Below are 24,845 nucleotides of genomic sequence, written 5' to 3' on the forward strand. Positions count from 1 at the left end.
GTCTTAATAGCTCTTCGTCGCCAGCTCATTCAGCGGCTTGAACGTATATCCTTGCTGCCGCGCCGCGTCGATTATTGCACCGAGGGCTTCCGTGTTGTCCTTCGAGACGGAATGCAGCAGGATGACCGCGCCGGGGTGCAGCTGCTTCATCACATTGTCGTACGCGTAACGCCAGCCCTTCTGCGCACTCGGCTCCCAGTCTCGGTAAGCGACGGACCAGAACACGCTCGTATACCCCTGCTCCTTGCTCACCGCCAGCACTCTGCTGTTGAAGATCCCTCTTGGCGGGCGCAAATATGTCATTTCCTGCTGTCCGGTCAGCTCAGCGACAGCGGTCTTCACCTTCGACAGCTCCGTGCTGATCTGGGTGCTGGAGATGACGCTCATATCCGGATGGCTCCAGGAATGGTTGCCGACCAGATGTCCCTCCGCTACCATGCGCTTCACCAGCTCAGGCTTGTCCTTCACGTAATGGCCGGTTACGAAGAAGATCGCCGGCACGCTCTTCTCCTTCAGCACATCCAGAATCCGAGGCGTATAGCCGTTCTCGTAACCGTTATCGAACGTCAAATACAGCTCCTTCTGCTTCGTATCCCCTAGAAAGATCGCCCCATGCTGCTCAAGGATCGGCTGGAAACCTTCCTCCTTAATAGAAGGCAGCGCGCCTCCCACACTCTTCTTGAATCCAAAATGGTACGGTCCGCCGGTTGGTGCCACAGTTGCATTCTCATTCTCATTCGCATCTGCATGTGCAGATAAACCGGTCGTCAGCAGTAGTGCAAGCAGCATCGCTGTCAGGGTCGCGCTGAGCACGGCTCGTTTTTTTCGCATCGTCATCGTTATGGATTCCCCACTTTCATGCTTGGCTTTATTTAAGAGTAGGATTTCACCATGTGCGGGAATTTATGTGAGCCATAGTTCTATGTTAGAATAGGCGAAGCAAATGTTCTTGATGGGAGAGGCGGCAGAGCAGGATGGCTACGATTGTTAAAATCCGCGGCAGCGTGTTTATCGGGGGACTGCAGTGGCTTCCGGCCATAACAGATCCGGCAACCGGGATTACATACGAATATGCGGGCGATGCGCGCGAGTTCTCGCCGGAGACTGTAAATACGGGACGTTCGCGCGTGGAGCAGGAGGTCGTCGTTGATTTCGTGAAGCGCAAGCTGTTCGCATTCGCGAATACAGGCTTAACGTCGCTGCGGCAGACGATGCCAGGCGGCTTGACCGAGATGAAGCAAGGCAAAGCGCCGATCGATGGCGTGACGGTCGAAGGTGAAACATGGGGCGCTATGACCTGCTCGTTCGTTATGAAGGCGAGCGTGGCAGACCCGCTTAGGGCGGATGCGCCGACGATGGATTATGAGGTGCACATTACCGTGCATGAAGAAGACGGCAAGGCCACGGTTCGAGGCAGCCATGTCGGCTTCCCTTGCTTCGAGTTCTACAAGCAAGTGGACTTCGGCGACTTCGAGCAGCTGTATACGCATGATTTTCGCGTGACGGACGATACACCTGAAGCGATGGACGGCGAGATGGAATACCATTTCGAGCGGTCACTATAAAATAAAGGAGGGGCGACTATGGCTTTGTACCGCAGACTAGTAACGGATGCAGATTTCACCGAGGCGATGGAGCGCCAGTTCCGGCTTCGCGTCTACAAAGACGATCACATCGTCGACTCCGACGGCGTCATTGTCCGCTTCGACGACAACACCGTCGTCAGCCAATCCAGCGTCAGCGACGTGGCGTACCACGACCGCGCGGCGTGCGAGTTTTTTGAGATTCGGAAGCGGTAGGCGGCTGAGGCCCGCGACAGGGCTCTGGAAGAGCAGACCTCTATTCGCGGTTCGCGACCTGCGATTCGCTCATGGCTATACCTCATGGCTATACCTCATGGCTATATTGGATATTTCCACTATAGAAACGTGAAAATCGGCTTTTCACGCTCCTATGTTGGAGATATCCACTCATTCTGAGCTGTTTGGCGCCAAAATCGGCGCTGAGCAGTTTTTTTGTAGAAAAAATCCAATACAGCATGACAAATTGTACTTTTTCGGCGAAAATGAGTGGATTTTTCCCATATAGCAGTCCACTCGCTTGGTCTGTGCCGCCAATCATCGCAAATGCTAGCAGGTAAATTTATCCATAGGCCGAATATTGAAGGAGTTCAGTTTTTTCATAGGAGGGGTAACATGAAAGAAGTGATTTTCACAAATGACGCTCAAAAGCCTGGTGGCATGCCATATTCCCAAGCCATATCTCAAAGCCATTCTAGAGGCATCTGGGGCGAAATTATCAGATGTTGTTAAAGTAACTGTATTTCTAAGTGAAGGTGCTGAGTTCGACCCCTTCAACGATATTTATAAGGAATATTTCTCCGAGCCCTACCCCGCAAGAACGATAGCACCTGCTGCTAATATGGGATTCATGGTGCAAATCGATGCAATAGCTCATATCTCATAATCATTTTCTATGTCGCAATGAATATAACCTGAAATGTAAAAGGACGCTGCCATCGCAGCATCCTTTTACATGTTCACATATAAAAACTACTCCACCTTAACCGACTTAATCTCGAACGGCTTGAACGACAACGTGATCGTGCCGTCCGCGCTGATGCTGCACGGCTCGAGCTCGTCCTCCAGCAGGTTGACGATGCTCGCCCGCTTCGCCGATGCCGGCAGGCGCAGCGTAATCCGGTCGCGGCTGCCCGTCGACTCGTAGAAACGCAGAATCATACCCGTTCCGCGCTCCTCCTGCTTCACGGTATCGAGGATAACCGAGCGGCTGTCCAGCTGCAGCAGCGTTTGACCAGCCGACGACAATCCGCCGCCTGCACGGGCCGCGCTCGCACCGGCTGCAACCGCAACCGCCGGACTGTTCAGCTCGGCTGCCCGGCGAACGACATCTGCCGCGCGCCAATCTCCCGCATGCGGCAGGAGCGAGTACGTGAACTCGTGCTCGCCCTGATCAGCTGCCGCATCCGGCCATTTCGGCGCACGCAGCAGCGACAGGCGAAGCACGCTATCCTTAATGTCGTAGCCGTACTTGCAATCATTGAGCAAGCTGACGCCATAGCTGCCTTCCGAAACATCCGCCCAGCGGTGGCTGCACACCTCGTATTGCGCCTGCTCCCAGCTCGTATTCCGGTGTGTCGGCCGCTCCAACGCGCCGAACGGAATCTCATACGTCGCTTTGGTCGCGAGCACGTCAACCGGGAACGCGACCTTCAGCAGCTTATGGTCCTCATGCCACTGCACGCGCGTCTTGAAATCGATCCGCTTCTCCCCGTGATACAGCACGAGATCCTGCGTAATCCGCGATTCGTTCAAGCGCCATTCGAACCGCAGAATATCAAGCGCCTCGCCGGAGACGATGACTTTACGCTCCACAAGCTCAGCCGCCCCTGCGCGATGCTGCTCGTACTTCGGATCGATATCCCACGCATCCCAATACAGCGGTCTGTCATGGAAGAATTGAAGCTCGTTCGCCTTCGAACCCTCCGGCAAAACTTCACGTTCCGCCGCTTTATCGTACATACGAGTAATCTCGCCGCGCTCGTTAAACTCCAGCTTGTAGTGCGGCGTTTCCCACGCGCTCAAATCCTGCTCACGATGAGCGCCAATGCTACCGGCAACTCCAGCTTCACGTTGCTCGGAGGCAAGGCGCAGCCAAACCGTTTTGTAACCGAAAGCCGGGATGCCCTTCACTGCAACCGCCAAGGCAGGCTTCACGCCCTCCGCTCCGGCAATCCAATCTGAGCCGAGCAGATTGCCCGCCTCATCGTATGCACGCATGCCGGCAAGTTCCAGGTCACCATCGATCAGAACCGTCTCGTCCCGCTCCCAGCCAAGGCTGTTAAACACGACATACGGCGTCCCCTCGCCAGCACCTGCATCAGTATCAGCACCAACACCAGCGCCTGCAACAACCTGACCCGCAATCGTACGAAGCGCACGGTTCAGCTCCTGCTTACCGATTGCGAATACTTCCTCATACTCCGCGGCAGACGTCACATACGATTCCGTAATCGCCGTACCCGGAATGATATCGTGGAACTGGTTCAGCAGCATCAGCTTCCAGCCCTTCTCCAGCGACTTCACAGCCGCAGCCGCGGCTGCGGCCGCGGTTACGTCATCCGAAGCTCCAGCGTACAACCGCGCGAATGTGCTCCAAATTTCAGCATCCCGGTACAACACTTCGGCTTTGCGGTTATACCGTTTATTCCGTCCGTGAGTCGTTAGCGTGCCGCGGTGCAGCTCCAAGTAGAGGTCGCCATGCCACTCCGGCAGTTCTTCCGCCACCTGCGAGACCGAATCGAAGAACGCGCCGGCTGTGCTGAAATTGCTCACAGGAAGGCCCGGCATAAGGTCGCTGCGGTGCACGAATTCCACCATCTCGCGCGTAACGCCGCCGCCGCCGTCGCCATGACCGTAGAGCAGCATCAGCTCGCCGAGTTTATCCTTTTGGCGGTACGCTTCCCAATGCTCCTTCACATCTTTGGGGCGCGTATGCTCATTAACGCCGTGATTCAAGTAAGAGACGATCGCAGTTCCGTCGATGCCGACCCAGCGGAACAGCTCATGCGGGAACTTGTTCGTGTCGTTCCAGTTGAGCTTCGTCGTCATGAAATAGTCCATGCCCGCCAGCTTCAGCAGCTGCGGCAGCGATGCGCTATAACCGAACGTATCCGGCAGCCATTCAATAGTCGCGCGCTTGCCGAATTCCTCGCTGTAGAAGAGCTGTCCGTGCAGCAGCTGACGAACGAGCGACTCGCCGCTCGGAATGTTCAGGTCCGGCTCAATCCACATCCCGCCGACGAGCTCCCAGCGATTCTCGGCGACGGCCCGTTTGATTTTCGCATAGAGTGCAGGGTCCCGCTCCTTCACCCAGGCATACAGCAGCGGCTGGCTCTGCGAGTAGACGAAATCCGGATACTCCTCCATCAGCGACGTCATCGTCGAGAACGTGCGGCTTACTTTGCGCACCGTCTCACGGACAGGCCACAGCCACGCGATGTCGATATGCGATTGCCCAACCATATGCATCTTCCCTTGCAGCGGCCCCGCTGGGAACCGCTCGCGCACACGCGCAGCCAGCGCGTTCTCAATCTCAGCAAGTCGCTCGCCGCCGCTCCACTCCGCTTCCGACAAGCACTCAGCCTCTCGCATCGCATCGTACAGCAAGTCCAGCAGCTGCTGACGTTCAGGCGCAGAAGAATCCTCGGGCAGCAAACGCGTCGTTTCATACATAGCCTGCACAGTGCGGAGCAAGCTCTGCACCGGCTTGTTCACACGAACAAGCGTAATGTCATACTGAGAGATCGGCTGAGCCTTCGTCTCTTGATTGTTCAGCGGATCGAACGGCTCCGGAATCGGATCGTACAGCTCGATCTCAAGCAGCGGTGTAAGGCCTGCACCGTCCAAATACAACGGTACAAAATTATGATTGCGGTCCAGACCCTGATAGGAAGCACCGTTCACGCGCAGCAGCCCTTCCCCGCCGCCGTTAACCGTCAAACCGGCTGTTCCATGCTCCCACTCGGCAGGAATCGTAATTTGCTTCTTCAGAAAATAAGTAATTCCATGCTTTCCGTCGAGTTTCAAATCAGCGCTGAGCTCAACCGTAAACTCTTCACCGCCATCTAACGGTTCATATTGCCCCGGCAATATATAGCGCACCTTGCGCATTTCCCAGTCCTTGAGCGGCATCCGCTCTGCCCATTGGCGTTCCGTTAAGTTCCGGATAAAACGATGAATTCGATACATTTCCTACACCTCATCCTGTACAACGGCAAGCGTTGCACGTATTACGTCTTCTGCGTTTCGTCCAACCATAATTTCGAATTCCCCAGGCTCCACGACTGGCTTCAAGTCCCGGTCAAGCATTTGCAGTTGTTCCCGGCCAATCGTGAAGCTGATCGCCTTCGTCTCTCCCGGCTCCAAAGCAACACGTGTGAAGCCCTTCAACTCCTTCGCCGGCCGCGTGATCGAGCTGACTTTATCGCCAACGTAGAGCTGAACAACCTCAACGCCTGCGACCTCGCCCGTATTCGTCACGTTCGCCATAGCAACCACCTCGCCGTCAGCTCCGATCTGCTCCGAAGACAGCGTCAAATCGCTATACTCGAACGTCGTGTAGCTGAGGCCGTAGCCGAACGGATACCGCGGCTTCACGTCCATCTCCAAGTAGCGCTTGCCACGGCTGCGCTTACCGTAATAATACACCGGAAGCTGACCGACATGCTTCGGTACGGAGATCGTCAGTCTGCCGGACGGATTCACATCGCCGAACAAAATATCAGCCAGCGCGCCGCCGCCCTCTTGCCCCGGATACCAAGCTTCCAAGATCGCATCGGCGTGCTCGTCAATCCACGGCTCCACGATCGGACGGCCGTTGATGTACACCACGACGAGCCGCTTGCCGAGCTGATGAATGGCCTGTGCCAGCTCCAGCTGCACGCCCATCAAGTGCAGGCCCGTGCGGTCAATGCCTTCCCCGCACTCCATCTCGCTCATCGCGAGGCCCGATACAACCGATGCGCCTGTGCGCAGGTCGATCGTGCCTTCGCCAAAGTCGCGCGCGCTGGACCCGCCTAGCGCGAGCACGACCACATCCGCCTGCTCCGCGGCTGCAATCGCGGAAGCGAAGCCTTCGCGCGAGTCGCCTTGAATGCGGCAGCCCGGCGCATACAATACGCGCTCCTCGCCAATCGCCTCGCGAATTCCGGCGAGCAGCGTAACGACGTGCTCCTTCGGCTGCGGCGACGTGTAATCGCCCAGCTGATTGTAACCGTTGTCCGCGTTGGGTCCAATGACCGCAACCTTCCCGCTGCCGCTGCCGCTAACAAACCCCGATTTCGAGAGCGGAAGCACGCCTCCCTCATTTTTCAAGAGTACAATCCCTTGGCGTGCAATTTCACGTGCTAGCGTTGCGTGTTCCTCGCTGCCAATCACCTTCGCTGCTATCGCCGGATCAACATACGGGCGATCGAACAAGCCCAGCTTGAACTTCGCTTCCAGCACGCGGCCTGCCGCTTTATCCAAGTCCGCTTCCGTGATCAGGCCTTGGTCCAGCGCTTCCTGCAGATGCCCCGCGAACATCGCGCCGGACATCTCCATATCGATGCCCGCCTTCAGCGACATAGCCGAAGCTTCCGCACCATTGGCGGCGACATCATGACCCCACGCCAGCATATTAATGGCGCCGCAGTCCGTAATGATGAACCCGTCAAAGCCCCACTCCTCGCGCAGCACCCCGTTCAGCAGCTCGTCGTTCGAGGTGCATGGCACGCCGTCGATCTCGTTGTACGCCGGCATAATCGACATCGCGCCGGCCTCCACGCCTTTGCGGAATGGATACAAGTCCACTTCATGCAGCTCGCGCTTGCCGATATGCGCAGGCCCCGCATTGCGTCCGCCTTCCGAAGCGCCATACGCGACAAAATGCTTCAGCGTCGCAATGAGGCTCGCTTCTCCATCAAGACGCTCCCCTTGCAGCCCCTTCACGGCCGCAGTCGCCATCTCGCCGATCATATACGGGTCCTCGCCGAAGCATTCCTCGGTACGGCCCCAGCGCGGATCGCGGACCACATCGAGTACCGGCGAATAGGTCGCCGCGCCGCCTTGGCTGCGCGTCTCGAGCGCAACCGCGCGGCACATCTCCTCATAGAGCGGCACGTTCCATGTGCTTCCGATCAATAAGGGCACAGGGAATACCGTCGCGCCAATCGCCATATGGCCGTGCGAGCATTCTTCCCCGAACAGAATCGGAATGCCTAACCGGGATTCCTCAATTGCATAACGCTGAATTTCGTTGACCGCGCGTGCGCCTTCCTCCGGAGACAGCCCGTTCTCAAGCGTCACTTCCGTCCACGGGTCCGCGCGAAGCGTACCGTAGAGGGAGCCAATCCCTCCCGCTCGAACCTGCTGCTTGAACTCTTCACTGAACGCAATCGTACCGTCTTGTTGCTTGTCGTACATTTTCCAGCCGAAGGGCTGCGTCAGCTGACCGATCTTCTCCTCCGTCGTCATCCTCGCCAGCAGATCCTTCACCCGCTCAGCAGGCAGCCTCGCAGCATCCTTATACAGCATAATCCTCTCCCCAATCTCCCCAAGATAATGACAGAAGGAAGTACGCGCATAGGCGTACTTCCTGCTAGTTGCAGCTATGGTATTACTCCATCTCGATTACTTCTTCTCGATAGCGGATTGATAGATTTGGATGTATTGTGCCAGGTTCAGGCCATCGAAGCCTTTCACGTAGCCATCCCAATCCTTCTCAATGTCCTTATCGCCGATGATGAATTGCGCCATGTTCGTGTTGACATAATCCTTAATGGATGTCGCGAGCTGCGCAATCGTATCTGTGTCTTCCGGTTTCACGTAAGTGCCGGAAGGATAGCTTTCCTTCGGTGCAAACGGTGCATAAGTTGCCGTTGCGTCAGCAAGACGTTTCTCGTAGCCTGCGCCTGTAAGCGGATCTTGCGCCGTTGCGAAGAGATCACGGAATTCCTTCGACAGATCTTTCGGTCCAAGCAACGACCAGCTGTCATTGCGGACGGCGTTCGGGTCCACTGGCTGCAGGTTGGAGAAGCTGTATTTGGCAGGCTGTCCGGAAATATTCAATTCGCCAGCGTCAGCTTTCTTCCAGCCAATGCCTTCCTTCTGGCCGTACTCGCTGAACAATGCGCCTTCTTCGCTGTATGCATAATCCGCGATCTTGATTGCCGCGATTTGCTGCTCTTCGCTCGCTTTGTTCGTAATCGCCATCGGGAACTCGCTGATGCCTTGCGACATGCCTGCCAGCTGCACGCCTTCAGGTCCTTTGAGCGGAGGCACGATTACCCAGTGCTTCTGACGCTCGTCTTTGTCTTCAAATGCTTTAACCAGGTAGCTGACAAGCGCCGTTGTAATGGAGCCGACGATTTCGTCGCCTTCACGCTGGCCAAGCTGGCCAACCGCTTGGTCGTTCTGCGTGAATACCGCTTTGTCGATCAAGCCTTCGCTGTACAGCTTGTGCATGTAAGCGAGACCTTCTTTCCACTGCGGTTTGTTCGCCGCAAAGTCAACCTTGCCGTCCGTTACCGTCAAATACTTGTCGTTATCGTTGTAAATAAAGGAGTTCATGATGAACGCATCGATGTTACCGTTCCAAACGCTTTTGTTCGGAGCGCCTGTAAGCGGAATTTCGTCTGCTTTGCCGTTGCCGTTCGGATCTTGCGTCTTGAATGCCTTCAGCACGTTGTACAGCTCATCCGTTGTTGTAGGCACTTTCAGGCCAAGCTTATCCAGCCAAGCTTGGTTCATCCAGTACTTCTGCGAGAACGTACAGTGGTAACATTCGTTCAGGCGCGGAATGCCGTAGATATTGCCGTCCGGCGCTGTCATCGCTTCTTTCATGTACGGCTTCTTGTCCATCATCGCTTTGATGTTCGGCGCGTACTTGTCGATCAGATCGTTAAGCGGAATAAGAACGCCTTGCTTGCCGTAAGTCGTCAAATCCGAAGTCGTGAATTTGCCTTCAAGGAACACTTCCGGATAGTCGCCGCTCGCAAGCAGCAGCTGTCTGCGGTCAACAAGCGCGTCCGTTGGCGCAAGGTCCCATTTGATTTTTACGTTGAACTTCTGTTCAACCAGCTTCGTATAGTCGTTGTCCTCAAGCGGTGCTTTACCTTGTGGAGCGAAGAAGCCGATGTCTACAGGCTCGGCAGGCGTTTCAGCCTGATTCGAGGAATTGCTTGCGGCATTGCCGCTTTTCTCTGTGTTATTCGATGTGTTGTCACCGCTGTTGCTGCCGCAAGCGGACAGCACGATGCTGCTAATTAGTATAAGCATTAACGATACCAAGATGGACTTTTTCAAAAGTGGTTCCTCCTTATGAATGGTCTTCGTTTGCTGCAGCTGTCTTGAAGTTACCTTCAGACAGTTCCCCCTGACTCTATGACACTAAACCTTGTTGCTCGACGTTGCTCGCATTCCTCTGCCGCCCCACCTCCAGCCAGAATTCACAATCGCATGCTATGGAAATCAGCCCTTAACCCTTCAAGGATCCGATCATAACCCCTTTTACAAAATGCTTCTGCACGAACGGATACATAATGAGCACCGGTACGCAGGCGACGACGATGAGCGCATATTTCAGCACTTGCTCGAAGCCCTTATCCCGCAAGCTTTGCGCCGTATTCGCCAGCATCTCCGGATCTGCCGCATTCAGAATGAGCAGGTTCCGAAGCACATACTGCAGCGGGAACAGATGCTCCGATCGGAGATAGATGAGCGCATCGAAGTAGGCATTCCAGTGTCCGACCGCATACATCAAGGTCATAACCGCGATAATCGGCTTGGACAGCGGCAGCGCAACGCTCCACAGGTAACGAATGTCCCGGCAGCCGTCAATTTGCGCGGCTTCCTGCAGCTCGTGCGGAATAGAAGCCATGAAGAACGTTCTTGCAATGATAACCTGGAAGACGGAGAGTGCACCTGGCAGCCACAACGCCCAGCGCGTATCCAGCATGTGTAAATTTTTCACCAATAAGTACGTCGGTATGAGCCCGCCGCTGAAAAACATCGTAATCATCATGAGAATCATAAAGAAGCTGCGGCCAGCCATCTTCTTCTGCGAGAGCGGGTAGGCCATTAATATGGTGAACGATACGTTGATGAACGTACCGACTACCGTATAGACAAGACTGTTGTAGAAGCCGAGCATCAGCTGCGAGCTTTGGAAGATGGACTTGTACGCCCGCATCGAGAATTCCACGGGGAACAGCCACACCTGTCCGGATACGACCGCATCAGGCGAGCTGAGCGATGAACTTAGAATATAAAGCAGAGGATACAGAACCGTCAGTGTCAGCAGGGCAAGCAGCGCATAGATCACGTATAGCAGGACGCGATCCCCGAACGGTTCTCTTATTTTTTGTTGAATGATCATGTCGGGCCGCCTTTCTACCACAAGCTGTTTTCGGAAACTCTGCGCGCAATTGAATTCACAACGACGAGCAGGACGAGGTTGATAACCGAGTTGAACAATCCCACTGCAGACGAGAAGCTGAAGTTCGCCCCGAGCAGACCCACCTTGTACACATAAGTCGAAATTACCTCGGATGTACTCAAGTTAAGCGGATTTTGCATCAGGTAGATTTTCTCGAAGCCGACCGCCATGACGTTGCCCAAGCTGAGAATGAGCATCGTCACCATAATCGGGAAGAGCGACGGCAGATCGATATGAATGATCTTCTTGAACCGGGAAGCTCCGTCCATGCGTGCCGCTTCATAGAGCGACGGATCGACGCTGGCGAGTGCCGCGATATAGATAATGGAGGCATACCCCATCTCCTGCCATACCCCTGACCAGACGTAGATGGATTTGAACAACCCCGGCTCACCCATGAAGTTGATATTCGAGAAGCCCAGGAAGTCGAAGACGCGGTCCACGACGCCGACGTGCGGCGAGAGCATCAGGATGATGATCGATACCATGACGACCGTCGAAATAAAGTGAGGCGCGTAAGTGATCATTTGAACGGATCGCTTGAAGAAGCCTGTCCGTATTTCATTAAGTGCAAGCGCCAGCAGGATCGGTACCGGGAAGCCTGCGATTAATGAATAGAAGCTGATTAGCAGCGTGTTCTTAATGAGGAGCGGAAAGTTCGGCGAGTGGAACAGGTTGTGGAAATGTTTGAAGCCCACCCATGGGCTGCCGAGGATTCCTTTAATGACGTTAAAATCTTTGAAAGCGATGATTACCCCGAACATCGGGATATAATTGAAAATAATAAGATAGAGCACCGGAAGCAGGATGAGGAGATACAGCTCCCAGCTTTGCTTCACTCTATTCCATGTCTGCGCCACCTTAGCAACCCCCTTTAGTCAGAATCGTTCTTGTGTAGGTCGATCTTAGCCCGTTCCTCGCTTCTCCAGCAATTCGTAAGATTCTGTAAAGATCACGATTTTCGCAAATCCGCGCCAGACCTGGCTTTTTGCGCATGCGAAAGATGTGTACTCCTCTTTTTTCTACGGCACGAGTTTTTCGCCGGGGCATGCTGAAGCCTGCTGCAACAACGAAAAAACCTTGAAGTCCGCCGCTGCCGCTGGCCTGACTCCAAGGTTCGAGAAGAATATTGCATATACGGCTTGCTGCACGAGCGCCGCTAGCCTGTCTGCTGTTTGCGATAATCGCTTGGCGAGACACCGGCAATGTTCTTGAACGCGCGATTGAAGGAATTGTAGTTAAAGTAGCCGACTTCCGTGCTAATTTCCTGAAGGGATTGGTCCGTAGTGAGCAGCAGCTGCTTCGCCTTGTCCATCCGCAGCCCAATCAAGAAGTCAACGAAGTTATAACCGTACTCTTCCTTGAACAGCTTGCTGATGTTCTTGGCATGAATGGTGAACTGGTCGCTTAGATAATCGAGCGACAGCTCCGGATTGTGATAGTTCCCTTCGATAAAAGCACGAATATCGCTAATAACGGCACGCGTCCGCTGCGAATCCTTCATCGCCTGCAGCTTGCTCGTCATCTCTTCGAAGATGTGCAGGCAGCCTTGCTTCAATTCCTCTAACGTCTCCCAGTTTCGTCCGAGCGTGAGCAGCTCTGCGCCCGTATCTTTCCATACGCTGCGATGATCCTTGGACAGCTCCAGGAATACCCGATTCAGCTGTTGATGGAGGAACTGCAGGAAGCTCTCAATCTCCTTACGCGACGAGATCGAATCTTGCATCTGGTCGAATAACGCAAGCGCTTGCTTCCGCCAAGCGCCGTCCGAGATTCGAATCGACTGCGATAACGCATGAATGGTACCGAAGTAATCATGCACGCGAAGCTCAGAGCCTTCGAGCTCCGTAGAACGAAGAACTCGCCCTGTGCCGAGCACCGCCTTGTACTGCAGCAGGTTGCCGGCGAACTCGTGGGAGCGGCGGATTTCTTCCAGATTATCGGCCATGCCGTGAACGCCGATCGTAACCGTGAAGCTTAAGTTGCTGTGCACCCACTGCACGATTTGCTCCGCTATCTGGCCGCTAAGCTCTTCGCCATCCACATCGTTCGGCACCCAGATGATCGCCGACATGCGACGGTCCGATATCCATTCCGCCCATGCCGTCGCCTTCTGAAGCGCGGCCATCTCCCCCGTTACACTGGAGACGACGAATTTCAGAATCGATTGATCCTGGCGGTTGTAAGCTTCGATAAACGGTTGATACCGATCGATTTCAAACACGAGCACGAACGCCTGCGAGCCGGCTGGATTCACCTGCAGGGCAAGCAAGTCTGCCTCCCATTCCGACTCACGGATCGGGACAAGTCCTTCAACCGCTTCCTGGAACCGGTGCTTCTTGCGCATGATGAATGTTTTCTGGTTCTGCTGCATGGACTTCGATGTTTCTTCCAGCAGCTGCTCCAGCGCGCCTTGAATAAAGCCAAACTCGTTTCTGCCAGACTGCTCATGATACGGATTGATTAAAGAGCTTGTCCGAATAATGGATACAAGCTGACTGATCGGTTTATAATTGCGGCGCGTTACATGGACAACCCATATCACGCCAAGCAGTACAGCGACGACAGCAATAATGACCCAGATGTTGTAGAAATTGAGCGCAATATGAGTCAGTCCCCCAGCCGATGGCCCGCTCTCGACCGTCCAGCCGGTATAAGGGGATATGTAGTGCGACAATACACTGCTCTCGCCATTCGCCCCGGCGTCAGCCATGAGCGTAGCGCCTTGACCATCCGTAATTCGCATGTACGTCAGCTTCGAATTGTACATCGGCGCAATCGACTTCTTCAGCTTGGATAAGCTGACATTGACGACGATATACCCTTTCTTGACGGTCGAGAAGTGCGGATAGCCCTGCACCAGGGTAATCACATCAGTCGCGGTTGGAGCCGCCGTTATATAAGGATTGAAGCTGCGCTTGCCTGTCCATTTGCCGGCTGTCGCCTTCTGATTGATATACGTCTGAATGAAGGGCCGATCCCCGAATGAAGCGGCTTCTCCCGAACCGTCCCCGAGGACGAAGTTATCTTGCAGCCGAATTAAATAAACCGAATCGATAATGGCGTAGTTCAGCTTCCAATCGTCCATCAGCTTCGTCGCCTGGATGTTGCGATACACATCGCTGTTATCCGTATTAAAGAACAACCGAACCTCATCGGCCGTAAGCGTGTCGCGCAGCACTTGATAGTTCAGCGTCTTCAGCGAATTGTCCGTGAATAGAACGACCTGCTGCGTCAGAAATTCGTTCGCTTTAATCGCTTGTTTCCGGTTCTGCTCATTGAGCGACTGGAAGAACACGACGAATAGAATCGTGACCACGACAAAAAACACGGGAAGATAAGATAAAAGCAATTTGCGGAACCAGCTGCTGTTCATGTGGACCCCTCCTCCTTTATCTAATCATCCCGTGCCTAATCTAAGACATCTATTTTACATGATTTGTCGAAATGATTCCAACTGAATCCATTACCAACCGTTTATTTCGTCGAAATGCGGAACACATGCGCAATCGGCGCTTTGCCTTGCAGTTCGCTTGCCGGCAGCTGGATCGTTACGCCTTCGTCGTCTTGCGAATAGCTGATCGGCTCATCCGATGCAAGCAGCTCGATGCCTGTGATCGTATCCGTATACGGGATGCGGATCTGTTCCGACAGTTCCGCATCTTCGCTCGCATACAGATACGTTGCATATACCGTGTCATCCTTGCGCGTAAATGCACATTGACCTGTATAATATGGCGCGCAAATCCGCGTGCCGTATACCGCTTCGCCGTATACTTTCATCCATGCGCCCAGATCCTTCATGCTCTTAAGCGCGCCTGCCGGCAGACGTCCGTCCGGCTGCGGTCCAACGTTAAGCGCCAGGTTGCCGCCCTTCGCTACAACCTCCATCAAGATGTGGACGAGCTGGCGTGCGGACTTGTATTTGTCCTCGAATTTGAACGAGAACGAGGTGCCGATCGTGATGCAGCTTTCCCATGGCACATTCAGCGGACGATGCGGAATCGTCTGCTCCGGCGTCACATAGTTCTCGTATGCGCCGCCAACGGTGCGGTCAGCGGACAGCAGCCAAGGCTGCGTCACTCTTGCGCGCTCCACAACCTCGCCCAGTCGGATATCCTGGCTGACGCGGCCGCCTTCGCGTACCCAACCCGCATCGAGCCATAGAACATCGATGCGGCCGTAGCGCGTCATCAGCTCCATAATCTGATCATGCGTAAACTGGACGAACTTCTCCCACAGCTCCGGATTCTCTTGCGGGTTATACGACGGTCCGCGCCATGTACGCGTGCCGCGTTCCATGCCTGGCGCCCAATAATACGGCGTATGCCAGTCCGCCTTCGAGAAGTACGAAGCAATCGCAAGCCCTTTGTCCCGGAATGCGTCGAAGACGTTCTTCGCGATATCGGCGTACTTATGCGTGTGGAACGGCGTTTGTTCGCCAGTAATGCGGTATTCCGTCGTCTTCGTATCCCACATGCAGAAGCCGTCGTGATGCTTCGTCGTGAAGATCAGATATTTGAAGCCGCCGTCCGCAGCTGCCTCCGCCCACTTCTCCGGCTCGAAGCGAAACGGATTGAACGTCTGATTCAGGTCGAAATACTCCCGTTTCATCTGTTCATAATCATTCGTCCAGTCGACGTCGTTTCGGGACCAATCGCCGTCATCGTCACTCAAAATCCACGATTCGACCATTCCGATCTGGGAATAAGGGCCCCAGTGCATCATTAGCGCCAGCTTCTGATCCTTGAACCATTCGAGCCGCTCCAGCGTGACGGGATTGTCCGGCTTCACCCATTCCGCTTCGCTGCTGTAATTATGGACGCCATTCTCGACCTCATGTACCGTTTCGTTCTCGCTCATCTATTTAACCTCCCTAATCATTCACGGAAACAATTATTCAATATGGAAACCATTATCCAAGTATCTTGTGCAGCTTGTTTTCTTGCATCAGCTTCAGAATGAGCTCGCCGAACAGCGTATTCGCCCATGCGAACCACGAACGCGTGAAGTTTCTCGGATCATCAACGTCGAACCCTTCGTGCATGAAGCCCGTGTCGCCGTCCGTATCGATCAGCAGTCGAACCAGCTCGGCCACTTCTTCTTCGTCCGTCGACGTGAGCGCCTGCATCACGAGGCTGATGTGCCAAATATAGCGCGGCGGCGTATGCGGGCTTCCGATACCGCGGGCGCGGATGCCTTCGTAATAGTACGGATTGTCCGAGCTTAGGATAAACCGGCGCGTGTTCTTGTAAATCGGATCATCCTTCGCTGCATAGCCGAGATAGGGAATCGACAGCAAGCTTGGCACGTTCGCGTCATCCATCAGCGCGTAATTGCCTTTCCCGTCTGCTTCGTAGGCGTACATTTCGCCGTAGACCGGATGCTTATAGATACCATGAGCTGCGATGCCGCCATCGATGTCGGCCTTCAGCGCCAAGGCGTCAGTCTCCAGCTGATCGTCACCAAGTACATCTGTCGCGAGTTCCGCCAAATAGCCAAGCACGACGCTTGCGAACATATTCGCCGGAACAAGGTAGCCGTATGCGCACGCATCGTCGCTTGGACGGAAGCCCGACCACGTCATGCCTGTATAGGCGACCGGCTCGCCCATTCCATTGTTGTGGATCGTGTCGCTATATGGTCCCGATGTGCGGGTGAATCGATATGGCGACTGCTCCATATGATGCTGCTCGGTGCGCCACAGCTGCACAATTCGCGCCGCTGCTTCACGGAATGTATCGTCGAACGGAGCCGTACGGCCCGTCTGCTTCCAGTACAGATACGCGATCTGGATCGGATAGCAGAGCGAATCGATCTCATATTTGCGCTCCCACACCCATGGGTTCGGTTCAGGCAGCTCCGTGATGTCGTCTTCCCAGCGGTTGTTATTCGCCTCTTCGTTGAACGCATTGGCGTAAGGGTCCATCAGAATGCTGGTGAACTGCCGCTTGAGCAGCCCTTCAATGATGCGTCCAAGCTCTTCGTCCTCGGAAGCCAATTGAATATAGGGGCGAACCTGGGCGCTCGAGTCACGCAGCCACATCGCCGGAATGTCGCCGGTAATAACGAAGGTTGAGCCGTCCTCCATCAGCCGTGTTGTCGTCTCGAGTGTATTCGGGAAACATTGCTTGAACATCCGTGCAAGCTTCGGATACGGCGCGAGCTCCTTCTCCGCTCTAGCAAGTACGTCTAAAATCGATTGAGGCATTTGTTGCAGTTGCAAAGTGGACACCTTCTTCTATTGGAATTTTGAGATAAACTAGCTTGGATTCTGATCGAGTATATGCGAATCGGTAAACCAGACTACGCCATGCTCCGTTCCATGCAGCTCAAAGATAATAATCTCATTGTCGCCCTCGCGCAGCAACGGTCCAGGTACATACAAGGTTCTCTGCGGCCCTTTGTTCCAGTAGCGGCCTAAGTTGAAGCCGTTCAAGAAGACGACGCCTTTCGTCCAGCCCTTCATGTCGAGGAACGTGTCCGCTGCTTCGCGATCCGTTACATGCAGCGTTCCCCTGTAGAACTTCGGAGTGGATGAAGCAAGACTGGAATCGCGATTTGAAAAAGACAACTTAGACAAGTCCGCAAGCGGCAGCGGTCGAATCTTCCAATCGAATAAGTATTGGAAGCCTAGCCTTACCCCTTCGGTAATGCCTTTATGATCCTTCAGGAAAGGGCCGTAATTGATTCTGCCCATATTCTCCACGAGAATGTCGAGCGTCGCCCCGCCTTCAGGCACTGTGATCGTTACGGATTGCGGCACCGGATTCCGTTCGATAACCCCTTGGTACACACCGTCCAAGAAGATCGGCGCTCTGTCCCGAACGTCATGCAGAACCAGCTGTTCCGCCGGGCGAGGCCCGGAAATCCGCGTCGAATATAGAATAAATCCATATTGCTGGCCTACCCGTTCCATCGGAAGCGGCGTAACGGATTGCACCTGCGCGGACAGCGCATCCAACTGCTCGAACAAGTCCGCTTGCTCTGTCAGCTGGACTCGGCCGTATGCTTGTTTCGGTGTTGCTGGCGGAAGCTCGAGCTCTGAAAGCGGAATATACTTGGCAATCACCTGCCGTGCGGCAAAATATTTGTCCGTCGGTTCCCCCGTCTCATCGAGCATCGCATCATAGTCGTAACTCGTGACGGTCGGCTCATACAGATTCGGTTCCTGGCAGTTCGCTCCATTGTAGAAGCCGAAGTTCGTCCCGCCGTGGAACATATAGAAATTGACGGACGCGCCGATACTCAGCATCTCGTCGAGTACGCCGGCTGCATCGAGCGCATCCCGCGTATGATGGGTTTTGCCCCAGTGGTCGAACCAGCCATTCCAGAACTCCATGCACATAAGCGGTTCGTCCGATTGATAATCCTTCAGCTTCGCGAAAGCCGAAGCAGGGCCAGAGCCGAAATTGACGGTCGACAGCACACCAGGCACCGATCCGCCTTGCAATAGCGCATCTGTCGGGCCATCCGAGGTAAACAACGGTACATCGATGCCGCGCGCGATGAGTCCGTCCTTCAGATACGCCAAGTACTTCGCATCATTGCCGTAGCTGCCATATTCGTTCTCGATTTGCACCGCGATAATCGGTCCGCCGTTCGTACACAGGAGCGGCGTAAGCCGTGGAATCAGCTCATCGTAATACGCATCCACCTTGGCTAGATACGCGGGGTGGCTGCATCTCAGCTGTATATAAGGATCTGCCAGCAGCCATGCCGGCAATCCGCCGAATTCCCATTCTGCACAAATATACGGGCTTGGCCGAACGATAACATGAAGTCCGAGACTGCCCGCAAGCTCCACATAGGCGGCAACGTCAGCCATCCCGTCGAAACGAAACTCGCCTTCCTTCGGCTCGTGAAAATTCCAAGGAATGTACGTCTCCACCGTATTCAATCCGCAAGCCTTCAGCTTAAGCAACCGGTCCCGCCAATACGCCGGCAAGGTTCGAAAATAGTGCATCGCCCCAGAGAGCAGCCTAACAGGCTCGCCGTCATATACGAAACCAGATTTCTCTATTGAAAATGGACGCAACCTGCTCGCTCCTTCCCTACAATATTAAAACTAAGGATATACGCGAAAAATGCACAGCTCAACGGGATTTTTTCTCGCAGTTCTCCTTTTTCCTCCTGCCAAGCGCCACTTCACCATTTTCGCGACAGGCGTTTCCGGCGAAAATCGTGAAGTTCGCGAAAAAAAAGCGTGCCGCCCTAAGGCAGCACGCTGAGTATGGAAAAATGCGCAAACTGAGGTGCGAAGAAAGAAAGATCAAACTCGCTCTAAGCGGGTCAGCGTTACGCCTCTTTCCGCTTCACCGGAACATAGATGTCCATCTGCACGCCATCGCGGTCCGGATTGCTGCGCTCGTCATACAGCTCAAACTCTGTCGTGCCTGCATGCTCGTAACCGGAGTGCGGGAACCATTCACTGAAGATCGCGCCCCATGTGCTCTGGATCGAGTTCGAGAAGTCATTGCCAGGTACGAGAGGCGTCGTGAACACAGCATACTCCGCAGCGCCGAACTCGCGGCAGACTAATTCGCTGTCATCTACGCCTTCGAAGGTGTCCACTTCCATCCCGATCATATATTTGAACCTGCCTGTCTCCATATCGAAGCCATAGCAAAGTCCGAGTTCCACCCAGCTGTCCTTATGAATGCGGTTCGGAATGCGGCGTCCCCAGCCGCCTTTAATGTACTCTTGCCAGAACGCTGGAATTTGCTTGTGATTCTCTCCGTCACGCGTCGTCGTATCAAGCTCGAAGCCGATTACTTTGAAAGCTGGTTTCGTCTCTAAACGGTAATCCATTCGAATGCCTCCCAAATAAGGATTGAATTTGCGCTGCAGGACGTTCAGCTTCGAATAAGCGTCAGGCTTGATCCTCTGCTTGCGGTATTCCGCCGGCGTCAGATCGAACATACGCTTGAATGCGCGCGTGAACGTTTCATGATTTTGAAATCCGTGTGCAAGTGCAATGTCGAGCAGCTTATCGTCCGTATGAGCCACTTGATAGGCCGACCCCGCCAGACGCCGTTTGCGCACATAATCCATCACGGTCTCGCCCGCCATGTTCAGAAACACGCGGTGAAAATGAAAGTCGGACAAGTTCGCGATTCGCGCGAGGTGAGATAATGAAAGCTCGTCCGCCATATGCGCCTCTACGTAATCAATGGTCATCTGAATCTGCTTCAAGTAATCGGGCCTCATGGAAACGATTGACTCCTCTCATTTGCTATCCCCATTGTACCGTATATACGCACGCGTGTTCTTGATGTTTCTTGCCATAAAACAAAAAAACCGCCGGCATTTCAGCCAGCGGCACCCGTAATTTACGCAACTTACTTGAACTTATCCGGGAATTGCTTGATGATCCCGTTCGCGATCGTATCCGACATCATGAAGAGATGCGTCAGACCATCGTCGAATGCCTTAATTTCGCCGTCCCAATCCTTCTTCAGCCGTGTCGTCAACAGTGCGGCAACAAACTCCAGATGGCGGTCTAGCAGTGACTTCATCTCGTCGTAGGGTAGATTCGGATTCGCTCCGCTCAGGAACTTGGCCATATCGTCCCCGTTCTTGTACCAAGCTTTGTTCAGCTTCTCGACATCTGCCTGGTTCCCCTTCATAGCTGCATCTACGATTTGGCCAGCCAACAAAATATGCTCACGCAGCAGCCCTGCCAGCTTATTGCCCGCTTCCTCGCCGTAATAAGGCTTGATGGCATTTCCAATGTCCTGCTGGTTGCGAAGCAGTCGCTCAAGCACCTTGTCTTTGTCCGGAAGGTTCGAGGTTGCCCCGATAATATAGGAATGCGTGTAGACCGCATGATCCGTCCATAGCCTTCTCAGATTGTCCTTGAGTTCCCACATCGGCTGTGTCCAGCAAGCTGCGTTATGGTTGCGGGAGTGGTCCAGCGCTTTGGCCTGTACGCCTGCCGGAGCCAGACATAGGGTTAGAGCAAGGCAAAGCAGTATTGTTTTGATACAGCGATTACGCATGGTTGTCGTTCTTCTCCTTTTTTGAGAACGGGTAATTGTGGAAATTTTCCTTTATTGTGGACGTTTCCACACATTTCATGCATAGAGGTCCCCCGTGCAAAAAGTAACCTTGCCGCATGTAATAGTACCAATGTGCGGCTGCATGCCGAACTTCAAGGGAGGCTGATAGATTCATATGGCAAGTGCGACGACTAGCGCAGGCAAGATGACGAAAGGCTGTGAAGGGTGCCGGAGAGTTCCGGTTCGAACCGTATTCACCACAGGCATCCTCCGGCGCAATCCGGGAACGAATTTCGCGTTGGTGGATCTGGTCAACTTAGGCAAGACCATCGCCAGAGAAATGAAAGTGGAAGTGTTCGATTGGTCCAGCGGACTGCCGGTTCCGCTGACGCTGACGCCTTGCAACCAGGCGGCCTGCCTCGTCTCGCTCGCTCCCGGCATGTCGAACTTCGTCTTTGCCGATGTATCGAACGCGCAGTTCAAATACGAGGTTCGCATCAGCCGCCGTACGGTGAACTTCAGCTTGAACTTGTGCGTCTGAAGCGGAGACATGGCTGCCTGTAAAATAAGAAAGGGCTTCTCTCAGCCGCTGATGGTTGAGAGAAGCCCTGGAACAGCAAATCCGTCTCGTACGCCCCGATAAACTCCGAGAGTCGAGAAATCCGACTCTCACGCGTAAAACCAACTAATTACAATCACGAGAGTCGGAAATTTCGACTCTCACAACGCAAACTGCCCCAAATCGCGTCGGAGCCATCGTTGAGAGTCGGAAATTCCGACTCTCAGCATATAAAACACCCCGTAAGCCGCACCATCACATGTGCCGCACGTTCTATACGCGCTTCTTCCATGCCTTCTCCCGCTCGCCGATGAGCGGGAACTCGCCGATGCGCAAGCGCGCGCTGCCATACGGCACGAGCGTCAGCTCGGCGAGCTCTTGACCCGCCGTCTTCGGATAGATCGGCGGCGTTCCGGCGTTGTTGCCTTCCATCTTCCACTCGCGGACGAGCTGCCCCGTCGCCTTGAGGCGCACCGGCGCGTGCTCGGCGTCAAACGGCTGGTACGGCACCTCGGACAAGCTTGCCTCGAATTTATTATCGGCGAGCAAGCCGTACTTCCAAGGCGAGCCCGGGTATACCTCCCAATCGTGGAACATCTCCCGCTTCGTCAGCAGCTGCCAATTCTCTTGAATCGGCAGCGCGAATACAAGCGGTCCACGCTCGACGCTGATGGCGTACAGGTTGCGGGATATCGTACGAACCTCCATCGGCAAAGTCAGCGTAAGAAGCTCGCCATTCACCCATTCCCGCTCCACGCGCGCATAGCCGTTAACGACGTTAAGCTCCTGCTTAACTCCGTTAATTGTTAGGCTTGGCGACTCGCACCATGCCGGGATGCGAAGCGAAATGGCGAAATCCGCGCTCGCGCGATCCAGTGCCACATCGATAGTAACCGTGTCGCGGAACGGATACTCGCCGCTGACCGTGAGCGTCGCTGTAGCTGCCGCATCTGTTGCGGAAGCCCCGCCGCCAACCGGTGCTTGCACCGTGCAAGGCGCATACGACACTGCCGCCAGTCCGCTGCGGTTATCGCTCATCCATAGATGCGACGTCAGCTTCGGCCAGCCCTGATGCATGTTCGCCGTACAGCAGCCGAAGTTCGGCTCGAGTCCGAACAGATTCGCCTCCGGTCCGTTGCTCCAATTGCGCGGCGCCACGTTGCACACGACCTGGTTCACTTGCTGATCGTACTGATGCGCGCGCCAATCCTTCGAGATTGTCGCAGGCAGCGCGTTGAACGCTACCTTTTCGAGAATGTCCCCGAAACGTCCTTCGCCGAACACCCGTGTCAAATGCTCCATCGAATACATATATTCGACGACAGCGCATAACTCGACGCCTTGGCTCGGATGCGTGCCGGACAGCCATTCATCTCCGGAGAACATGCCGTGCGCCTGCCCGTGATACGTCATCAGGCTGTCGATGCCGCGATGAACCGCTGCGCGCTCCACCTCTGCGCCGCTCAGCTCATATCGGATGCCCGGCGTCTTGATGCCCATCGCCACGTTCACGACATGCGTCGTCCAGTCCCACTCTTCAACCTTGCGCCAGTAAGGGAAGTCGTGAAAAATATCCGTCCAATCGTTCGTCTGCTTCGCCACTATGTCGGCAAGCTCCAGAAGCGGTGCTTCGCCGGTTTCCCGGTGCAACCACTGGATACAGAGCAGCATCTCGGCACCGCGCGCTTTTGCCCAGCCTTCGAGCGGCATCGCTTCAATTCTGCTGCGGACATAGCCGAAGAACTTCGTCAAGAACGGAACGATACGCGGATCGCCAGTCGCTTCCTTGTACTGCGTCATCACCTTCAGCATGATCATGTAATGCCACCAGTCATGCTTCTTGTTAATATCTTGATTCACCGATTGAATCGTGCCTTCGGGACCGAAGGAGCCGTCCTCCTTCTGGCTGGCGAGCGACCATTCAACCCAGCGCTGCGCTTTGGCAATCAGCTTCTCATCTTCGAGCAAGTAGGCAAGCGGCAGCATGCCGTCCAGATAGTATGGACCGCGCTCCCAGCTCTCGCCGCTTCCGCCAATCCAGCCGTTGCCCGGACCAACGTCGCCCCAATGCTCCTCCAGATGGCCCGTCAGTCCGTCTGCTTGAATGCGAAGCTGGTTGCGCAGCCAGCCTGCCGGTTTAATCGCGCCAAGCGGCAGCGCCTGGAACGCGGTAGCATTCAGCTTTCTCATCGTCGATTCCATTCTCGCACGTCTCCCTTTGCACACCATGATAGTCGAACATCTCCTCTTGAATATAGCACGGCGGCCACGGTCGGCCGATAGCCGAACACAACAAGAAATTGTCCGATTACAACATGAAGATCAAGCTGGCAGGGCTAGTACAATGCGTCATAATCTCTTATCATAAAAGAAATATATCCATTCGTACCCGCGAAGGAGCGCACGATAATGTTCCGATTCACCTCTCCGCCTATGCCTCACCATATTACATGCGGCGAAGACACCTATGCTCCCGGAGCTAGACATGCCGAGCGCGCCAGCATTGGCGTATTCGACCTGCTCATCGTTACGAAGGGCTGTCTCTACATGGAGGAAGAAGGCATGGTGCTTACCGTTCCTGCGGGTCACTATGCGTTTCTGCGGCCTGACCGCTTCCACCGGTCGCGAATCCCGTGTACGGAGGAAACGCATTTCTATTGGCTCCATTTCCAAACGCTCGGCAGCTGGGGCGAAGTGAATGAACAAGTGCCTTTCACGCCGCCGGTCAGCAATGAGCCGTACATGCAGATCGAAACGTTCGTGTACCATATTCCGCGATCCGGCGAGCTTCGTACGCCGGAGACGGTATACAGCTGGATGCGCCAGCTTATAGCGCTCCGTCAGGACCCTTCGGCCGCGAGCAGCTTCCGCCAGCAAGGCATCTTCCTCGAGCTGCTGCTTCAGCTGCAGGAGGAAGGCGGCGAAGCCGCACGGGACGCTCATCTGGCGGTAGCCGATGAAGCGGCCGCGTTTCTGCGGCTCCATTATCGCGAGCCGCTCAGCTATAAGGAGCTGTCGGAGCGGCTGCATTTTCACGCGAACTATATTGCGCTGTGCATGAAGAAGGCGTTCGGCTGCACGCCGCTAGAATATTTGACCCGCTATCGCATCGAGCGGGCGAAGTATCTGCTTATTCACACGAACGAGCCGATCGGCACCATCGCCGAGGAGACCGGCTTCCTCACGTTTCCGTACTTCGTCCGCTGCTTCGGCAAGCATACGGGAACGCGGCCGAAAGCTTTTCGCCAGCGCTATCGGTAAACGGTATAATAAAAACAAATGTGCAA

General features: G+C 54.7%; 18 protein-coding genes. 5 read left to right on the forward strand and 13 right to left on the reverse strand.

Annotation, left to right across the window (positions count from 1 at the left end; all coding sequences use genetic code 11):
• Positions 1-3: 3 nt before the first annotated feature.
• On the reverse strand, positions 4-789 hold the full coding sequence (gene pdaA, locus A8990_RS10790) for a delta-lactam-biosynthetic de-N-acetylase (protein WP_116189117.1): 786 nt from the start codon (positions 787-789) through the stop codon (positions 4-6).
• Positions 790-974: 185 nt separating this feature from the next.
• Between pdaA and A8990_RS10795 the strand changes: the two genes are divergently transcribed.
• The 3 genes from A8990_RS10795 (at position 975) to A8990_RS10805 (ending at position 2,466) form a co-directional block, all read left to right on the forward strand.
• A complete protein-coding gene (locus tag A8990_RS10795; protein ID WP_116189035.1) occupies positions 975-1,565 on the forward strand; it encodes a DUF3238 domain-containing protein in 591 nt (196 codons plus the stop codon).
• Between the two features lie 18 nt (positions 1,566-1,583).
• The gene (locus A8990_RS10800) at positions 1,584-1,799 is read left to right on the forward strand and encodes a hypothetical protein (RefSeq protein ID WP_116189036.1); all 216 of its coding nucleotides are present in this window, start codon (positions 1,584-1,586) and stop codon (positions 1,797-1,799) included.
• A gap of 418 nt (positions 1,800-2,217) precedes the next feature.
• Positions 2,218-2,466 (forward strand): RidA family protein, encoded by a 249-nt coding sequence (locus A8990_RS10805; protein ID WP_220376802.1) that lies wholly within the window; start codon positions 2,218-2,220, stop codon positions 2,464-2,466.
• Positions 2,467-2,552: 86 nt separating this feature from the next.
• Here the strand turns inward: A8990_RS10805 and A8990_RS10810 are convergent, their stop codons facing one another.
• The 11 genes from A8990_RS10810 to A8990_RS10860 all read right to left on the reverse strand — a co-directional run bounded on the left by A8990_RS10810 (position 2,553) and on the right by A8990_RS10860 (position 20,999).
• Complete coding sequence (locus A8990_RS10810) at positions 2,553-5,771, reverse strand: alpha-mannosidase (protein ID WP_116189037.1); 3,219 nt, start codon at positions 5,769-5,771, stop codon at positions 2,553-2,555.
• A 3-nt stretch (positions 5,772-5,774) separates the two neighbouring features.
• Entirely contained in the window at positions 5,775-8,096 is a 2,322-nt protein-coding gene (locus A8990_RS10815) for a glycoside hydrolase family 3 N-terminal domain-containing protein (RefSeq protein ID WP_116189038.1), read from the reverse strand.
• A 96-nt stretch (positions 8,097-8,192) separates the two neighbouring features.
• A complete protein-coding gene (locus tag A8990_RS10820) occupies positions 8,193-9,866 on the reverse strand; it encodes a type 2 periplasmic-binding domain-containing protein (RefSeq protein WP_116189039.1) in 1,674 nt (557 codons plus the stop codon).
• A gap of 172 nt (positions 9,867-10,038) precedes the next feature.
• The gene (locus A8990_RS10825) at positions 10,039-10,938 is read right to left on the reverse strand and encodes a carbohydrate ABC transporter permease (RefSeq protein ID WP_116189040.1); all 900 of its coding nucleotides are present in this window, start codon (positions 10,936-10,938) and stop codon (positions 10,039-10,041) included.
• Positions 10,939-10,952: 14 nt separating this feature from the next.
• Positions 10,953-11,858 (reverse strand): ABC transporter permease, encoded by a 906-nt coding sequence (locus A8990_RS10830; protein ID WP_245995948.1) that lies wholly within the window; start codon positions 11,856-11,858, stop codon positions 10,953-10,955.
• A gap of 299 nt (positions 11,859-12,157) precedes the next feature.
• Positions 12,158-14,374, reverse strand: coding sequence for a helix-turn-helix domain-containing protein (locus tag A8990_RS10835; RefSeq protein ID WP_116189041.1), 2,217 nt, complete (start codon positions 14,372-14,374; stop codon positions 12,158-12,160).
• A 101-nt stretch (positions 14,375-14,475) separates the two neighbouring features.
• Positions 14,476-15,861: an alpha-L-fucosidase gene (locus tag A8990_RS10840; RefSeq protein WP_116189042.1), complete on the reverse strand. Its 1,386-nt coding sequence runs from the start codon at positions 15,859-15,861 to the stop codon at positions 14,476-14,478.
• 52 nt (positions 15,862-15,913) lie between these two features.
• On the reverse strand, positions 15,914-17,209 hold the full coding sequence (locus A8990_RS10845; RefSeq protein WP_116189119.1) for a glycoside hydrolase family 125 protein: 1,296 nt from the start codon (positions 17,207-17,209) through the stop codon (positions 15,914-15,916).
• Positions 17,210-17,260: 51 nt separating this feature from the next.
• Positions 17,261-19,036 carry a glycoside hydrolase family 35 protein gene (locus tag A8990_RS10850; protein ID WP_116189043.1) on the reverse strand — a complete coding sequence of 592 codons (1,776 nt, stop codon included), beginning with the start codon at positions 19,034-19,036 and terminating at the stop codon, positions 17,261-17,263.
• A gap of 260 nt (positions 19,037-19,296) precedes the next feature.
• Positions 19,297-20,208 (reverse strand): AraC family transcriptional regulator, encoded by a 912-nt coding sequence (locus A8990_RS10855; RefSeq protein WP_116189044.1) that lies wholly within the window; start codon positions 20,206-20,208, stop codon positions 19,297-19,299.
• Positions 20,209-20,339: 131 nt separating this feature from the next.
• A complete protein-coding gene (locus tag A8990_RS10860; protein WP_116189045.1) occupies positions 20,340-20,999 on the reverse strand; it encodes a glycosyltransferase in 660 nt (219 codons plus the stop codon).
• 175 nt (positions 21,000-21,174) lie between these two features.
• On the opposite strand from A8990_RS10860, the gene A8990_RS10865 reads away from it, so the two are divergent.
• Complete coding sequence (locus tag A8990_RS10865) at positions 21,175-21,540, forward strand: hypothetical protein (protein WP_116189046.1); 366 nt, start codon at positions 21,175-21,177, stop codon at positions 21,538-21,540.
• A gap of 291 nt (positions 21,541-21,831) precedes the next feature.
• Here the strand turns inward: A8990_RS10865 and A8990_RS10870 are convergent, their stop codons facing one another.
• Positions 21,832-23,760: a beta-L-arabinofuranosidase domain-containing protein gene (locus A8990_RS10870; protein ID WP_116189047.1), complete on the reverse strand. Its 1,929-nt coding sequence runs from the start codon at positions 23,758-23,760 to the stop codon at positions 21,832-21,834.
• Positions 23,761-23,967: 207 nt separating this feature from the next.
• Here A8990_RS10870 and A8990_RS10875 point away from each other — a divergent pair, with 207 nt between their 5' ends.
• A complete protein-coding gene (locus tag A8990_RS10875; protein WP_245995949.1) occupies positions 23,968-24,819 on the forward strand; it encodes a helix-turn-helix domain-containing protein in 852 nt (283 codons plus the stop codon).
• Positions 24,820-24,845: the final 26 nt, after the last annotated feature.

The sequence above is a fragment of the Paenibacillus taihuensis genome (assembly GCF_003386535.1).
GTDB lineage: Bacteria > Bacillota > Bacilli > Paenibacillales > Paenibacillaceae > Paenibacillus_Z > Paenibacillus_Z taihuensis.

Excerpts from the sequence above, each read along its gene's own strand:
- pdaA (WP_116189117.1), bottom strand. The coding sequence starts at position 789 with ATGCTGCTTGCACTACTGCTGACGACCGGTTTATCTGCACATGCAGAT.
- A8990_RS10795 (WP_116189035.1), top strand. The coding sequence starts at position 975 with ATGGCTACGATTGTTAAAATCCGCGGCAGCGTGTTTATCGGGGGACTG.
- A8990_RS10800 (WP_116189036.1), top strand. The coding sequence starts at position 1,584 with ATGGCTTTGTACCGCAGACTAGTAACGGATGCAGATTTCACCGAGGCG.
- A8990_RS10805 (WP_220376802.1), top strand. The coding sequence starts at position 2,218 with ATGACGCTCAAAAGCCTGGTGGCATGCCATATTCCCAAGCCATATCTC.
- A8990_RS10810 (WP_116189037.1), bottom strand. The coding sequence starts at position 5,771 with ATGTATCGAATTCATCGTTTTATCCGGAACTTAACGGAACGCCAATGG.
- A8990_RS10815 (WP_116189038.1), bottom strand. The coding sequence starts at position 8,096 with ATGCTGTATAAGGATGCTGCGAGGCTGCCTGCTGAGCGGGTGAAGGAT.
- A8990_RS10825 (WP_116189040.1), bottom strand. The coding sequence starts at position 10,938 with ATGATCATTCAACAAAAAATAAGAGAACCGTTCGGGGATCGCGTCCTG.
- A8990_RS10835 (WP_116189041.1), bottom strand. The coding sequence starts at position 14,374 with ATGAACAGCAGCTGGTTCCGCAAATTGCTTTTATCTTATCTTCCCGTG.
- A8990_RS10840 (WP_116189042.1), bottom strand. The coding sequence starts at position 15,861 with ATGAGCGAGAACGAAACGGTACATGAGGTCGAGAATGGCGTCCATAAT.
- A8990_RS10845 (WP_116189119.1), bottom strand. The coding sequence starts at position 17,209 with ATGCCTCAATCGATTTTAGACGTACTTGCTAGAGCGGAGAAGGAGCTC.
- A8990_RS10855 (WP_116189044.1), bottom strand. The coding sequence starts at position 20,208 with ATGAGGCCCGATTACTTGAAGCAGATTCAGATGACCATTGATTACGTA.
- A8990_RS10860 (WP_116189045.1), bottom strand. The coding sequence starts at position 20,999 with ATGCGTAATCGCTGTATCAAAACAATACTGCTTTGCCTTGCTCTAACC.
- A8990_RS10865 (WP_116189046.1), top strand. The coding sequence starts at position 21,175 with ATGGCAAGTGCGACGACTAGCGCAGGCAAGATGACGAAAGGCTGTGAA.
- A8990_RS10870 (WP_116189047.1), bottom strand. The coding sequence starts at position 23,760 with ATGGAATCGACGATGAGAAAGCTGAATGCTACCGCGTTCCAGGCGCTG.
- A8990_RS10875 (WP_245995949.1), top strand. The coding sequence starts at position 23,968 with ATGTTCCGATTCACCTCTCCGCCTATGCCTCACCATATTACATGCGGC.